Consider the following 13458-nt stretch of genomic DNA (forward strand, 5'->3'; position numbering starts at 1 on the left):
GTCGGCGCAATAAAGAGTCAACGCGCAGATTGCCGCGCGAGGGCACTGTGCCACTGCGGCATATGGGCCGTCCTTAACTTAAGTCATGTGAGCCGGACCAACAGGGCAAAAGATCGCCCATTGCCGGCGAGGCCAGATACACCGCTCGGGCAATGGCCCGCGCGAGGCACAGCGAGGCCACGTGTCCCAAAAGGCCCAGATCAGCGTCCGTCTGAAGTTCCCGTGCGCCGGTACTGACACCAAACACCAGATCGCCATCGCCCGGCGTATGCGCGGGAACAATGGAGCGCGCGATGCCATCATGTGCCGCCACGGCCAGTCGCTGGCACTGCGGTTTGGTCAAGGTCGCATCCGTGGCAACAATGGCGATCGTGGTGTTGGCCTTGTCTGGTTCGGCCGGCCGCATCGCTTTCGCCTTGCGGCTGTCGACCGTGCGACCAAGGCCAGTGCTGGAATCAGGCCCCAATCCGCCGAATTCATCGCCGATTTCAAACGGAGCCGCCCAGAAATGGCGGTCTCCGGGCGTGGTGACGCTGCCCAACGGATTGGCCGCAACCAATGCGCCGACCGTGACCCCGTTCTCCATCACCATCGAGGCCGACCCCAGCCCGCCTTTGTGCATGGCGGCCAGTGCCCCGGTGCCCACGCCCGCGGTTCCCAGATCGAACTCCTCTGAGGCGGCGGCGAGGGCCCGACGCCCGAGGGCCCGATAGGGGTTTTCGCCCCACCCTTTGTCGCCGCCATTCAGCAGGTCAAACAGGATCGCGCCGGGCACGATGGGCACAACCGCGCTGCCAACCTGAAACCCGCGACCCTGCGCGTGCAATCCATCGGATACCCCGGAACAGGCGTCCAAGCCAAACGCCGAGCCTCCCGAAAGAACGATGGCATCAACACGCGAAACCGATTTGTCCGGGGCCAGCAGATCGGTTTCCCGCGTTCCGGGCGCGCCGCCCATGACGTGAACCGAGGCCATGAAGGGGTCCGCCGCCGTCAGTACCGTAGTGCCGGATTTCAGCGCATCATCCTGCGCATTGCCAACCAGCAGGCCGGGGACATCGGTGATTAGGTTTCGGGGTCCGGGGTTCATCGCTATCTTTGACATTGAGGCCGGAAAGCGCGCGGGCGCGCTGCCTCCGGCGGAGGTATTTTTGGCCAGATGAAGAGCGGATCAGATACAGCGGCCACCGTCGACCTCTAGCGCTGCGCCGGTGATCATGCTGGCCTCATTCGAACACAGGAAACAGGCCGCATTCGCCATGTCTTCGGGTGTTGAAAAGCGGCCCAGTGGGATTGTCGAAAGGAACTTGGCGCGTACTTCGGGCGTATCTTCTCCCATAAAGGATTTGAGCAGTGGCGTTTCCCCTGCCACCGGACAGATCGCATTCACCCGGACCCCCGATGGAGCCAGCTCAACCGCCATGGTCTTGGTTGCGGTGATCATCCAACCCTTGGAGGCGTTGTACCAGTTGAGGTTCGGACGCGGCGACAGCCCCGCAGTCGAGGCAACATTCAGGATCGCCCCGGTGCCGCGCGATTTCATATGTGGAACCAATGCGCGCGCAGTCAGATATACGGACTTCATGTTCACGTTGAACACGCGGTCGAAATCCTCTTCGCTCACATCCTCAAGCGGGGTGGGCAGATGGGTGACGCCGGCGTTGTTGACCAGAATGTCGAGATGTCCGAGCCGGTCAAAAGCCGCATCCGCCATTCCTTGCACTGATGGGCCGTTGGCCAGATCAACCTGATGGGCAAAGGCGTTCGGCCCCAGCTGATTGGCCTGAACCTCGGCCGCATCGCCATTGATATCAGCGATCATGACCCGCGCGCCTTCGGACAGGAACTTCCGCGCGATACCGGCGCCAAAGCCTGATGCGCTACCGGTCACGATTGCGGTTTTTCCCTCTAACCTCATGATCTTGTCCTCTTGCAGCTGCGCCGGGTCAGAGTAGCGAAGCGCCGCAAAGATACCAGATCAATCTTCGGACACCTTGCCGCGCAGGGCCTTCACGTCCGACCGTGCCTTTTTGGAAGCCAAACGTCGCTTGACCGAACCATAGGTGGGTTTGGTGGCGATACGGCGCTTGGGCTTAACCGTAGCGCGGACGATGAGCTCGGCCAGTCGGTTACGTGCAATTTCACGGTTGCGCGCCTGGCTGCGGGTCTCGTCGCATTGAATGATGATCGCACCCTCTTTGGTCCAGCGCCGCCCTGCCAGCCGCTTGAGCCGCGTCTTGACCGGGTCGGGCAACGAAGGAGAACGCGCTGCCTCGAACCTCAGCTCAACGGCGGTGGACACCTTGTTCACGTTCTGCCCGCCGGGACCCGATGAGCGGACAAAGCTCTCGGTCATCTCCCAGTCCTGCAGGGTGATATCGTCGTTGATACGCAGCATGGACGCGATCTTACAGGCTTGATCCCAAAACAAAAAGGGCCGCCCCAATGGGACGGCCCTTCGAAAGCTCAGGAGGTTGGGTCGGTTAGATCAATCGACCAGCCGGAGCGAACGCTCCGCCAAGGGCTACCTTAACAGGCGGTCCCCCCGGTTGTTCCAACACCTCTCTCCAATCCCTTTCTCGACATTGGGTCACCTCCTTTCAAACTGTTTCCGTTACTGGAATCGTGCCACGAGTTGCACGAAATTCAAAACGTTTTTTTACGCGGGCTGAGCGGTCAACCGCGCAACGATCACCTTGAACGGGATCAGCGCGATCAGGGCAAGCGACAGTTTCACCAGCCAATCGGCAAAGGCCAACGTCACCCACAGCGGTGCCATCGGACCGGTCAGCATGAAGGGTACAGGCTCCCACGCCCAGCTGATTGCGGCGTCGGCGTCCGCGCCGAAAATCGTGACCGAGGCCGAAAAGGCGATGGTAAAGAACAACGTGGTGTCCAGCGCAGACCCCACCAGGGTCGACGCCAACGGGGCACGCCACCAGCGGCCACCACGCAGCGAATTGAATACAGTGATGTCAGTCAATTGCGCGATCAGGAATGCGGTACCGGATGCAACGGCGACACGCAAAGGCACGGCAGCATAGGTGAATCCGTCGCCCTGAAGCATGATCTGCGTTCCGATCAGCGAGCAGACGACACCTGTCAGGAAACCGGCAAACACAACTTTGCGGGCCGGACCTACGCCATAGACGCGATTCATGATGTCGTTGACGAGGAAGGCCAGCGGATAGGTGAATGCGCCCCAGGTCAAAAGACCATCAAGCAGCAGAAACTGGACCAGAATGTTCGAGGCCACGACAATGGCGGCCATGGCAATGATGCCGGGAATGTAAGCGCGTTGCATTTTCAGATGCCCGTTTTGACAAGGTAGCGGCGACTTGGCCAAGGGCTCATCCCAAGGCAAGCCGCGCTTCTAGACTTTTGCTTTGGACGAGTCAATCGGGCAGCAGATATTCGACCAATTCGGTGCGCTGAAGCGCCAGAAAATTGTCATCGGACACCATCGTCGCGCGCAAACGGCCCTTGTCGTCGCGCCAGATCGACACCCCCTCGAGATTGTCATGCGCGCCGGTTCCTGATTGAAACACAACCTCTTCAGCGCGCAGGGTATCCCCGTCGACCTGCCATCGGCGAAGTCGCGAGCGGAAACCGGTCCAGCCAACGTCGCGTTCCAGTACATAGAGCCTGCCGTCGGGGCCGAAATCGGCCGCAACCGGCAGGTATTTTCCCCGTTGCGGCAAGACAAAAGGCGTCGACCATGCTTGCCCGTCCCATCGATAGACCGGGATATCGCCTGCGTTCGTGCGGTTTTCCTCGGGCATTGTATAGAGATGGCCGAATTTATCGATTGCCAAAGCTTCGAGCGACCCGTTGCCTTCAAAGCCGTCAAACACTTTGGGTCGCGGCAAAACCCGCGCCCATGCACCCGGAGCCGAATAATAGGCCACGCGGTGCGTGCCTTCGAACGAGATAAGAAGACCACCATCCGGCGCAACAGCTATGCCTTCGGAATCCCCGTTACGTTTGGTCAACGTCCGACCTTTGCTGGAAAGAAGCGGCCAGTGCCCGGTGATTTGGATGTCTGCAATACTGCCAGCCTCGCGATTTACCCGGGCGGTCACCAGTGTCGCCCGATCGGTCACGGCGATCATTTCGCGACCGCCATTCTCTATGTGGATGGCGGAAAATCCGCCAAACCACTCGGCCGTGTGACGCCAGGTGAAACTGCTCAGACGGCTGGTCGCCTTGTTATCGACTGCCCAAACTGCACCGGCCAACAACACCGCGATGATCAGTTGGATTGTAGAACTTGTGCGCATTGCTGAGGTAGATCGGCCAATCGGTATTCCCGTCGTGGCTTAGGTGCAGGGGCGTTCGGGTCGGGCGGGGGCGGGTTGAGGATGTTGTTGACCCATTGCTGCGCCTCGGCACAGCCATCGCCTTTTGGCGGAGGATCCTGGTTAACGCAACCACGGGATCCCCGCGGGCATTTCAGCCGCACGTGGAAATGGTAGTGATGGCCCCACCAAGGCCGGATCTTGCGCAGATAGGCGCGATTGCCTTTCTCATTCTTGCACATTTCGACCTTGGCGCCGGGAAACACGAAAATTCGCGCGACCCGCTTGTCCTTGGCCGCCTCGCGCAGCACCGCATGGTGCTGTTTGGTCCAGTTTTGGTTGACGAAGGCCCCGTTGGACCGGCGCAGCGAAATGGACGAGATATTCTCGCGCGATTTGCGCGACAGGCGCATGTTGTCCCCGGGCAGCATCCAGATATCGATGTCCAGACCCATTTGATGGCTGCGGTGCCCGGATGTCATCGGTCCACCGCGCGGTTGGCTGATATCCCCAATATAGAGACCATTCCACCCAGGTTGCTTGGCCGCGAATCGGCTGAGGTCCTGTACATAGTCAATCGCAGCCGGATGCCCCCAGTTGCGGTTGCGCGACAGCCGCATCGCTTGCCATGTCGGCCCGGTCTCGGGCAATTGCACGGATCCAGCTGCGCACCCGCGCGAATAACTGCCGAAGGCGGCCGGTTTTTGCTGTGAACTCACTTTCTGAGCCCCGAACAACTGCTTTGCCAGGGGCTGTGCCGAGGCTGTGTTCGCCAGGGCAATTGTTGCCAGTATTGCCAAAAAACGTAGTATTATCATCTGCTCTGATCCCCTTCCGGTTTCACCCAGCGCATCAGGAATAATCCCAGAATAAACAACAGAACGATTGGTGACACCCCCAGTCTCGCGCTGCCGGTCGCCGTTGTGGCAATCCCGATCAGTAGAGGGGCCGCAAAAGCAGTGGCGCGACCGGACAGGCCATAGAGGCCAAAGCTTTCGACCGGTGCCTCGGGGTCGGTATGGCGCACCATCATCGAACGGCTGGCCGATTGCAAAATGCCGCCCATGCCGCCGATCAGAACACCGCAGCCAAAGAAGACCAGATCAGGCAGGCCGGACCCCTCAGGCAGTGAGATTCCGTAGATTTGCGTCCGGTCCATCGACACCACCGTGACGCAGACGAAGATCAGAACCCAGATGGCCACCAAAATCACCGGTTTAGGGCCATATTTTCGATCCATCTTGCCTCCGATCCACGCAAAGATGGCCGAAGCCAGCACGCTGACGATGCCAAAGACGCCGATCTTGATCAGGTCCCATTCCAGCACCAGCCGCGCATAGACACCGCCAAAGCTGTAAAGCCCGTTCAGCGCGTCGCGGTAGAACATGGACGATCCCAGATAGCTGGCGAGACTACCTCGATAACGCAGAGCGGCAACGGATTTGCCCAAAAGGCGCAGAGCTTCGCCCACACTGCCTTTCTTTTCCATTTGCGCGTCATCGCGCACCCACAGGAAATACGGAACCATGAACAGGATGAACCACCCAGCAGTGAAGGGACCAACAAAACGCGTACCCTCGCGCGTGGCGGCGTCCAGACCAAACATCGGATCCATCCCGATCAGGGTCTTGCCGTTGGGTTGCTCGACAAACAAGGCCAGCATGATCGCCAATGAGATCAAGCCGCCGAAATAGCCAAAGGCAAAGCCCGAGCCCGAAATCTCACCTACTTCACTGTCGTCACCCAGATCGGGCAGTTGCGAATTGATGAAGATCAGGGCGTATTCCGCACCGACGAAACCAAGCCCAAAGGCCGACAGCATCAGCCACATGTTGGACCCGTCCGGCATTGTGAACCACAACGCGGCGGAGCCCACGGCATACATGACCGAAAACGCGAAGATCCACGGTATACGCCGGCCCGAGACATCGGCCATGGCCCCCAACAAAGGCGCGCCAAAAGCGATGATAAGCCCGGTGATCGTCAGGCAGTTGGCCCAGACCGTCTGTGCCCGCGCTGCGGCGGCTTCGGCATCAAGACCGGTTTCCGCAAAATACCCGGCGGCAACCCCGGCGAAGTATGGTCCAAAAACAAAGGTGACGAGCAATGTGTGGTAAGGCTGGCTGGCCCAATCGAAAAACCACCAGCCCCATATGCGCTTGCGCTTGGAAATTTCTGCCATGACCGCCCCTGTTTTTTATTGCCCTCATAAGACGGGTCTTTGGGCTAATTCGCAAGCGTTCTATTGCTGCGCACTTGCTCTTTGCCACAGAGGCGCTTAGGTCTCGGCTAGTTAGAAATCGGAGTGCCCATGCTGTCGCTGATCCAAATCCTCCTGCTGATCCTGGACATCGTCTGGTTCATCATTCTGGCCCATGTGATCATGAGCTGGCTGATCAACTTTCAGGTTCTCAATCTGCATCAACAGTTGGTTGCGCAAATCTGGTACGGGCTGAACCGCATATTAGAGCCTATCTATGGCCCGATCCGCCGCGTACTGCCCAACATGGGCGGGCTGGACCTGACGCCTCTGGTTGTACTGGTGGCCGTCTACGCCCTGCGGATTATCCTGATCAACAATGCGGTCTATTTCGTCTGAGGCCTTGTTCACAGAATCTTAGTATGTGATGGTCCTGTCTTAAGAGCAGATAAACCTTAAAACAGGGCCACCCCGCATATGTTTGACGCCGCACCTATGCTGCGAGATGTCTTTGGATTCGACGCCTTCCGCCCCGGGCAGGAAGAGATCGTCGATGCCGTGACCGCAGGCGAAAATGTGCTGGCGATCATGCCGACTGGCGGCGGCAAATCCCTGTGTTATCAACTGCCTGCACTGATGCGGGACGGCGTGACAGTGGTGATCTCACCTCTGATCGCCCTGATGCGCGACCAAGTGCGCGGGTTGCAGGAAGCTGGGGTCGAGGCCGGTGCCCTGACCTCCGGCAATACACCCGAGGAAACTGATGCGGTGTGGGAGGCGCTGGAAGCCGGGCGGTTAAAACTGCTCTATATGGCCCCAGAACGTCTGGCGGCCGGGTCGGCGCTGGGGATGCTGCGTCGGATCAACGTGAATCTTATCGCCGTGGACGAGGCGCATTGCGTCAGCCAGTGGGGCCATGACTTTCGCCCCGATTATCTGCGGATCGGAGAACTGCGCCGCACGCTGAACGTGCCCTTGGCGGCGTTCACAGCAACAGCCGACGCCGAAACGCAGGATGAGATCGTCGAAAAGCTGTTCGACGGCACCCCGCCCAACAAATTTCTACGCGGATTTGATCGCCCCAACATCCACCTGGCTTTTGCTGCCAAGGATGGCCCCCGCAAACAGATCCTCGATTTCGCCGAAGCCCGCAAAGGCCAGTCCGGCATTGTCTATTGCGGCACCCGCAACAAAACCGAAGTACTGGCGCAGGCTCTGTGTGCGGAAGGGCACTCGGCCTGCCACTACCACGGCGGGATGGAGGCTGAGGACCGCCGCATCGTGGAAACCCGCTTTGCCCGCGAGGATGGCCTGATCGTGGTTGCAACGGTGGCGTTCGGCATGGGTATCGACAAGCCCGATATCCGTTGGGTCGCCCACGCCGACCTGCCCAAATCCATCGAGGCATATTATCAGGAAATCGGCCGCGCCGGTCGTGACGGAGGCCCAGCCGAAACCCTGACCCTGTTCGGGCCTGATGATATCCGTTTGCGCCGCTCGCAAATCGACGAAGGATTGGCCCCGCCGGAACGGCGTATGGCCGATCATGCACGCCTGAACGCCCTGCTGGGACTGGCCGAAGCGCTGGAATGCCGCCGTCGGACACTGTTGGGCTATTTTGGCGAACAGGCCGCGCCCTGCGGCAAATGCGATTTGTGTGACAGCCCGCCCGAGGTGTTTGACGGCACCACACCGGTCCGCATGGCCCTGTCCGCCATTCTGCGCACAGAGGAATGGTTCGGGGCCGGTCATCTGATCGACATCCTGCTGGCCAATGAAACCGACAAGGTTCGCGCCCGACGTCACGATGAGCTTTCGACCTATGGGGTCGGCAAGGAGTGGTCTCGCCCGCAATGGCAGGCGATATTCCGGCAGATGATGGGTCACGATCTGGTGCGTCCCGACCCTGAACGTCATGGCGCGTTGCGCATGACCGAAACGGCCAAACCGATCCTGAAAGGCGAGGCGCAGATCAACCTGCGAAAGGACACGCTGCGCAAAGCCGGACGGCGACCCGCGGTCAAGATGATGGTGTCGGAAGAAGACGCTCCACTGCTCTCCGCGCTCAAGGCCAAACGGCGTACGCTTGCAGAATCCGCACGTGTCCCGGCCTATGTCATCTTTCCGGATCGCACGCTGATCGAGATGGCTGAGAAACGTCCGGCAACGCTGGACGACATGGCACGCATCGGCGGTGTCGGTGCAAAAAAACTGGAACGCTATGGCGACACGTTCCTAGAAGTCCTTGCCGGTGCAGTCGAGGCCGTTCATCCTGCAAGGCGCAAACTGGCCGGTCGGGATCAAGGCGAGATCTATGACCGGTTGCTCGAAGTGCAATCGCAATTGTCGCGCGGACCGGATGGGATCGATAAACCGCTCACCTGCTCGGCCTCGCAACTGGCCAAGGTCGCGCAATTGCGCACAGACGATCCGCAGGCGATAGAAAAATTGTTGGGCGACCGTCGTCACGAAAGGTTTGGTGCCGCCTTTCTGGACGTGCTGCGCATGTCGGGCTAGATACGCCGGAACAGGCAAGGAAAGAGGGCGTACATGCTGGTAGTGATTTCCCCGGCCAAACGGCTGGACTGGGCAGAGCGGGACGTCGAGGTCACGCAACCGGACTTTCAGGACGATGCGATCCGCCTGTCAAAAACCGCCCGCAACCTGACGCTGGGCGATCTGAAAAAGCTGATGGATCTGAGCGATGATCTGGCGCGCCTGAACCGCGACCGGTACCGCGCCTTTTCCGATGTCCCCGAAGCCGAGATAACCCGCCCTGCGGCACTGGCTTTCGCTGGCGACACCTATCAGGGTCTCGAAGCGACCTCTCTGGGCGAAGAAGAAATGGCATGGGCACAAGATCATCTGCGCATTCTGTCCGGCCTTTACGGCGTGCTGCGTCCGCTGGATGCAATTCAGGCCTATCGGCTAGAAATGGGCAGTAAGCTGAAAACCCGGCGCGGTAAGAACCTGTATGAATACTGGCGCGATCAGTTAAGCAAAGCGTTGAACACACAAGGTGATCAGGTCGGCTCGGACGTATTGGTGAACTGCGCCAGCCAGGAATATTTCGGCGCAGTAGACCCTAAAGCGCTGAAACTGAGGGTCATCACCCCCGTATTCATGGAAGACAAAGGCGGTACGCCCAAGATCGTGAGTTTCTTTGCCAAGAAAGCCCGCGGCGCCATGGCGCGTTACATTATTCAGCACAGATTGACCGAACCCAAAGGGCTGCTGGATTTTGACACTGGCGGCTATGAATACCGTCCTGACCTGTCAGAAGAGGACAAGCCTGTCTTTTTGCGCCCCTATCAGGCCTGATCCAGCATCGACGGGTCGTAAGCAACCAGTTCGACGGTATTGCCCTCGGGGTCTTCGGTGAAGATGCCGCGCCATCCGATCCAGCCGAAATGCTCAACGCGGTACGGCTGGCTGATCCGATCGTACCAGCGCATCACTGCCTCCTGCTCGTCAAAAGGCAGGGACAGGGCGATATGATGCAGCGACGATGCGCCACCCGTTACCGGATTTTGCGGCCCCGTCGGGTGCAATCCTGGTCGTGGCGCGGTCGTGTGGTGAAACAGGGCCAGAACCTGCGTGTGCCCGCCAAAACCCGGCGCGACCTGAAAGAATGTTATTGCGCTGTTGTGATCCCCGCTCAGGCGCGTTAGCCCAATAACCTTCTCATAAAATTCGACCATCGCGCCCATATCGGCGCAGCGAATGGCAATCTCGCCCAGCGCGCGGGGCTGGAAACCTCGATCTTCAGTCATAAGCGCACCCTATTCAGACTGGCTGTCCTCGGCAATGGCAGGGGAGCACTCTTCCGGTCTGTGCGTCAGGATTATTTGATGAATCTTTTGCTTTTGCAACGGCTTGGTCAGGTAGTGATCCAGTCCGGCCGACAAGATACCCTGATCGTCCCCGGCCATCGCATGCGCTGTCAAAGCAACGATTGGAACGTGTCGCCCGGTGTCAATCTCGCGCCGTCGGATTTCTGACGTCGCCTGTTTGCCGTCCATTTTCGGCATCGAGATGTCCATGAAGATCAGATCCGGCTGGAATTCCCGATACACTTGGACAGCTTCAGCACCATCACTGGCAAACCGCAATTCTATGTCCAGATCCTTGAGCATTTTCCTGAGGATCAGCTGATTGGTCCGGTTATCCTCGGCCGCAAGCACGCGCATTTTGCGCGGACTTTCATCCAGCGCTGCTCGGTTTGGCCGGTCATTAACTGGAATATCTTCTGAAAACGTGTCAGGTCGCTGCGACCGATCAAGCGCCATCAGCCGTGCGTACAGCTCGGCCCTTGGGATCGGTTTTTGCAGAACGCCTTCGATCAGATGGCGTGCCGGGTGCGCGTGAATGACACCGGGATTGGCCGACATCACCACTAGCGGTAGGTCCCCCCATCCCCGATCTCTGAGCGTTACGGCCAGTTCCAGCCCATCCATGTCAGGCAAGTCATGATCACACAGCAGAAGATCTACGCTTTCATCCAGCGCGGCCAATGCCTCACGACCAGAAGCGCAGACCGTCACCTGAGACCCCAACCGGCCCAATTGCTTGGACAGGATCGCCCTGTTGGCGGCCAGGTCCTCGACGATCATGACGTGACGCAGGCGCCCATCGAGGTCTGGCGGAACGGGTTGCGGACCCTCGGCCGTGGGCAGCGAAACCCGGAACCCGAAACAGGACCCCTGCCCCGGATCGCTTTCCACCCAGATGGACCCGCCCATTAGCGTGATCAACCGCTTGGTGATGGCCAGACCCAGACCGGTTCCTTCGAACGCACGGTTTCGTTCATCTTCGACCTGATTGAACTCGCCAAAGATGTGCCCGATCTTGTCTTCATCGATTCCAATACCGGTATCCTCGATTGCAACATGCACGTCGCAGGATTGCGTGTCCGGGTTGGGCACGCCGGTGACGCGGATCAGGACGTGGCCTTCGGACGTAAACTTAACCGCATTGCCGACGAGATTTGTCAGAACCTGCCGGACCCGGCCGGGATCCCCTACAAACAATGTTGGTAGGAACAGGTCGTAGTCCACAAGCAGTGTCAGCCCCTTGTCGCGGACGCTGGGTTGCAACAGCATCGCAACCTCAAGAATGCAGCGCTCGAAATCGAACTGTTCAGGATGCAGGGTCAACTTGTCAGCCTCGATCTTCGAGTAATCCAGAACGTCGTTGATGATGACCAGCAGCGCTTCGCCTGAATTTCGGATGGTGTTCAGGTAAAGCCGTTGCTCTTCGTCCAGAGGCGTTTCTGACATCAACTCGGTCATGCCCACGATGCCGTTCATCGGGGTCCGGATTTCATGGCTCATATTGGCCAGAAAGGCCGATTTGGCACGGTTCGCAGCCTCGGCCCGTTCCCGGGCGGCCGTCAATTCGGCCTCATGGCGAACGGACGCAGTGATGTTCAGGGCCAGACTTACGACGTCACCGCCATGGCCGCGTTGGTCGATCAGCTTGATGTAGTGGCCGTTCCACAATCGAATGACCTCGGGCTGAGGATGCGGGACAGCCCACCGTTTCAGTAACCTGTCGCACCAACTGGAGGCAGTTTCCGACCCGATATCAACAAGCCCTTCGGTGGTCAGAATTTCAAGAAGTCGGGGATAAGTGACACCTGGCGCGACCTCTTCCAACCCGTCAAACACACTCAGGTAAGCCGCGTTTGCCCCGATCAGACGGCCTTCCTCGTCAAAAAACGCGAACCCGTCCTGAATGGTCTGAATGGAATGCCACAATCGGCGCTCAGCCACTTCGATCTTGGCGTTTGCGACCGTCAGATCGGATTTGACCTTTTCATTCTCGCCCCGAACCGTTTCGACCTCAGCCTGGGTTTCGCCGATCCGTTTGGTCAGCGCCATCGCGTGTAAGCCCAGTTTGCGGTTGGCGGCAGACAATTCAGCCTGTTTCATTTCCAGCAGCCGTTCGGCCGCCAGCCGCGCGCGCCGTTCCTGTGCCAGTTTTCCTGCAAGACTCATTTTTGGTGATCCCGGGATAATCCGCGCCTAGCATCCGGGCAGAGCGTGAAGAACTGCTTAAATCGTTGCCCAAAGATCGGCGCCCATGTCAGGTTTGGCAAAACGGAGGTGTGCTATGCGTGTCTTACTAGCTGCTTTGATGGTCGCTGGAGTGACTATCCAACCCGTGGCCGCGGGTTGTGCAACGGATGTTCAGATCGACCAGTTTGTTACGGACTACATGTCTAATTCGCCCACCGCAGCTCTGTCGGCTAATGGCACGATTGAGGATGCATTGTGCGCGCAAAAGCGCATAGTTGCCGCGTTAGAGCCGCATATGGGTCCGGTCATCGGCTATAAGGCCGGGCTAACCAGCGCTCCGGCGCAGGAAAGGTTTGGTGCATCCGAACCGGTGCAAGGTGTTCTGTTTCGCGACATGATGTTGCAAGATGGTGCTTCGGTGCCCTCGGACTGGGGCGCAAGACCTGTCTTTGAGGCCGATCTTGTGCTGGTCGTTGGCGCGGCGGATATCAATAACGCCACAACCCCCGAAGAGGTGCTGACGCATGTCTCAACCATTCGCCCCTTTATCGAACTGCCCGACCTGACCCTCGCCGAAGGAGAACCGATCACGCCGGTCACTCTGACCGCAATCGGTGTCGCCCCGAAACTTGGCGTGTTGGGTGCCGAAATTCCCGTCTCCGACCCGGCAGCAATGTCACAAGCGTTGGCAGACATGACCGTCGTCCTGAGCGCGGCAGATGGAGATGTTCTGGCAGAGGCACCGGGCCGCGCGGTGTTGGATCACCCAGCCAATGCGGCCCTTTGGCTGATATCCAAAGGGGTCGAATTCAAACCCGGCGATCTGATTTCCGTCGGCTCGTTCGGCCCGCTGTTTCCGCCCGCCAAAGGCAAAGGCGGTGCATCTGTCACATACGAAGGTTTGCCCGGCGATCCAACTGTCAGCGTGGTGTTCGACTGA

The 13458-nt window shown here is 59.1% G+C and carries 13 protein-coding genes; 4 read left to right on the forward strand and 9 right to left on the reverse strand.

Annotated elements, in window-relative coordinates:
• Positions 1-73: 73 nt before the first annotated feature.
• From MHN28_RS15760 to MHN28_RS15790, 7 genes are all read right to left on the reverse strand, one after another.
• A complete protein-coding gene (locus tag MHN28_RS15760) occupies positions 74-1090 on the reverse strand; it encodes a P1 family peptidase (RefSeq protein WP_239343420.1) in 1017 nt (338 codons plus the stop codon).
• An 81-nt stretch (positions 1091-1171) separates the two neighbouring features.
• Positions 1172-1918 carry an SDR family oxidoreductase gene (locus MHN28_RS15765; protein WP_239343422.1) on the reverse strand — a complete coding sequence of 249 codons (747 nt, stop codon included), beginning with the start codon at positions 1916-1918 and terminating at the stop codon, positions 1172-1174.
• A gap of 60 nt (positions 1919-1978) precedes the next feature.
• Positions 1979-2398, reverse strand: a complete 420-nt coding sequence (gene arfB / locus MHN28_RS15770) for an alternative ribosome rescue aminoacyl-tRNA hydrolase ArfB (RefSeq protein ID WP_239343424.1) — start codon at positions 2396-2398, stop codon at positions 1979-1981.
• A 261-nt stretch (positions 2399-2659) separates the two neighbouring features.
• A complete protein-coding gene (locus MHN28_RS15775) occupies positions 2660-3304 on the reverse strand; it encodes a queuosine precursor transporter (protein ID WP_239343426.1) in 645 nt (214 codons plus the stop codon).
• A 91-nt stretch (positions 3305-3395) separates the two neighbouring features.
• The gene (locus MHN28_RS15780; RefSeq protein ID WP_239343428.1) at positions 3396-4280 is read right to left on the reverse strand and encodes an esterase-like activity of phytase family protein; all 885 of its coding nucleotides are present in this window, start codon (positions 4278-4280) and stop codon (positions 3396-3398) included.
• Positions 4253-5116 carry a penicillin-insensitive murein endopeptidase gene (gene mepA, locus MHN28_RS15785; protein WP_239343430.1) on the reverse strand — a complete coding sequence of 288 codons (864 nt, stop codon included), beginning with the start codon at positions 5114-5116 and terminating at the stop codon, positions 4253-4255. The genes MHN28_RS15780 and mepA overlap by 28 nt, the downstream gene beginning before the upstream one ends.
• On the reverse strand, positions 5113-6480 hold the full coding sequence (locus tag MHN28_RS15790; protein WP_239343432.1) for an MFS transporter: 1368 nt from the start codon (positions 6478-6480) through the stop codon (positions 5113-5115). Before MHN28_RS15790 ends, mepA begins: the two co-directional genes overlap by 4 nt.
• Positions 6481-6609: 129 nt before the next feature.
• On the opposite strand from MHN28_RS15790, the gene MHN28_RS15795 reads away from it, so the two are divergent.
• The 3 genes from MHN28_RS15795 (at position 6610) to yaaA (ending at position 9819) form a co-directional block, all read left to right on the forward strand.
• Positions 6610-6897 (forward strand): YggT family protein, encoded by a 288-nt coding sequence (locus MHN28_RS15795; protein WP_239343434.1) that lies wholly within the window; start codon positions 6610-6612, stop codon positions 6895-6897.
• Between the two features lie 78 nt (positions 6898-6975).
• Positions 6976-9015: a DNA helicase RecQ gene (gene recQ, locus MHN28_RS15800; protein ID WP_239343436.1), complete on the forward strand. Its 2040-nt coding sequence runs from the start codon at positions 6976-6978 to the stop codon at positions 9013-9015.
• A gap of 33 nt (positions 9016-9048) precedes the next feature.
• Positions 9049-9819, forward strand: coding sequence for a peroxide stress protein YaaA (yaaA, locus tag MHN28_RS15805; RefSeq protein WP_239343438.1), 771 nt, complete (start codon positions 9049-9051; stop codon positions 9817-9819).
• On the opposite strand, the gene MHN28_RS15810 is transcribed toward yaaA, so the two are convergent.
• Together MHN28_RS15810 and MHN28_RS15815 are read right to left on the reverse strand one after the other, a co-directional pair.
• Complete coding sequence (locus tag MHN28_RS15810; RefSeq protein ID WP_239343439.1) at positions 9810-10271, reverse strand: VOC family protein; 462 nt, start codon at positions 10269-10271, stop codon at positions 9810-9812. The two genes, yaaA and MHN28_RS15810, sit on opposite strands and share 10 nt — an antisense overlap.
• 9 nt (positions 10272-10280) lie before the next feature.
• Complete coding sequence (locus MHN28_RS15815; protein ID WP_239343441.1) at positions 10281-12497, reverse strand: response regulator; 2217 nt, start codon at positions 12495-12497, stop codon at positions 10281-10283.
• Positions 12498-12612: 115 nt separating this feature from the next.
• On the opposite strand from MHN28_RS15815, the gene MHN28_RS15820 reads away from it, so the two are divergent.
• Positions 12613-13458 (forward strand): 2-keto-4-pentenoate hydratase, encoded by an 846-nt coding sequence (locus MHN28_RS15820; protein WP_239343443.1) that lies wholly within the window; start codon positions 12613-12615, stop codon positions 13456-13458.

It is taken from the genome of Ruegeria sp. Ofav3-42 (assembly GCF_022347725.1).
Classification (GTDB): Bacteria; Pseudomonadota; Alphaproteobacteria; order Rhodobacterales; family Rhodobacteraceae; genus Ruegeria.

Excerpts from the sequence above, each read along its gene's own strand:
- MHN28_RS15760 (WP_239343420.1), bottom strand. The coding sequence starts at position 1,090 with ATGAACCCCGGACCCCGAAACCTAATCACCGATGTCCCCGGCCTGCTG.
- MHN28_RS15765 (WP_239343422.1), bottom strand. The coding sequence starts at position 1,918 with ATGAGGTTAGAGGGAAAAACCGCAATCGTGACCGGTAGCGCATCAGGC.
- arfB (WP_239343424.1), bottom strand. The coding sequence starts at position 2,398 with ATGCTGCGTATCAACGACGATATCACCCTGCAGGACTGGGAGATGACC.
- MHN28_RS15775 (WP_239343426.1), bottom strand. The coding sequence starts at position 3,304 with ATGCAACGCGCTTACATTCCCGGCATCATTGCCATGGCCGCCATTGTC.
- MHN28_RS15780 (WP_239343428.1), bottom strand. The coding sequence starts at position 4,280 with ATGCGCACAAGTTCTACAATCCAACTGATCATCGCGGTGTTGTTGGCC.
- mepA (WP_239343430.1), bottom strand. The coding sequence starts at position 5,116 with ATGATAATACTACGTTTTTTGGCAATACTGGCAACAATTGCCCTGGCG.
- MHN28_RS15790 (WP_239343432.1), bottom strand. The coding sequence starts at position 6,480 with ATGGCAGAAATTTCCAAGCGCAAGCGCATATGGGGCTGGTGGTTTTTC.
- MHN28_RS15795 (WP_239343434.1), top strand. The coding sequence starts at position 6,610 with ATGCTGTCGCTGATCCAAATCCTCCTGCTGATCCTGGACATCGTCTGG.
- recQ (WP_239343436.1), top strand. The coding sequence starts at position 6,976 with ATGTTTGACGCCGCACCTATGCTGCGAGATGTCTTTGGATTCGACGCC.
- yaaA (WP_239343438.1), top strand. The coding sequence starts at position 9,049 with ATGCTGGTAGTGATTTCCCCGGCCAAACGGCTGGACTGGGCAGAGCGG.
- MHN28_RS15810 (WP_239343439.1), bottom strand. The coding sequence starts at position 10,271 with ATGACTGAAGATCGAGGTTTCCAGCCCCGCGCGCTGGGCGAGATTGCC.
- MHN28_RS15815 (WP_239343441.1), bottom strand. The coding sequence starts at position 12,497 with ATGAGTCTTGCAGGAAAACTGGCACAGGAACGGCGCGCGCGGCTGGCG.
- MHN28_RS15820 (WP_239343443.1), top strand. The coding sequence starts at position 12,613 with ATGCGTGTCTTACTAGCTGCTTTGATGGTCGCTGGAGTGACTATCCAA.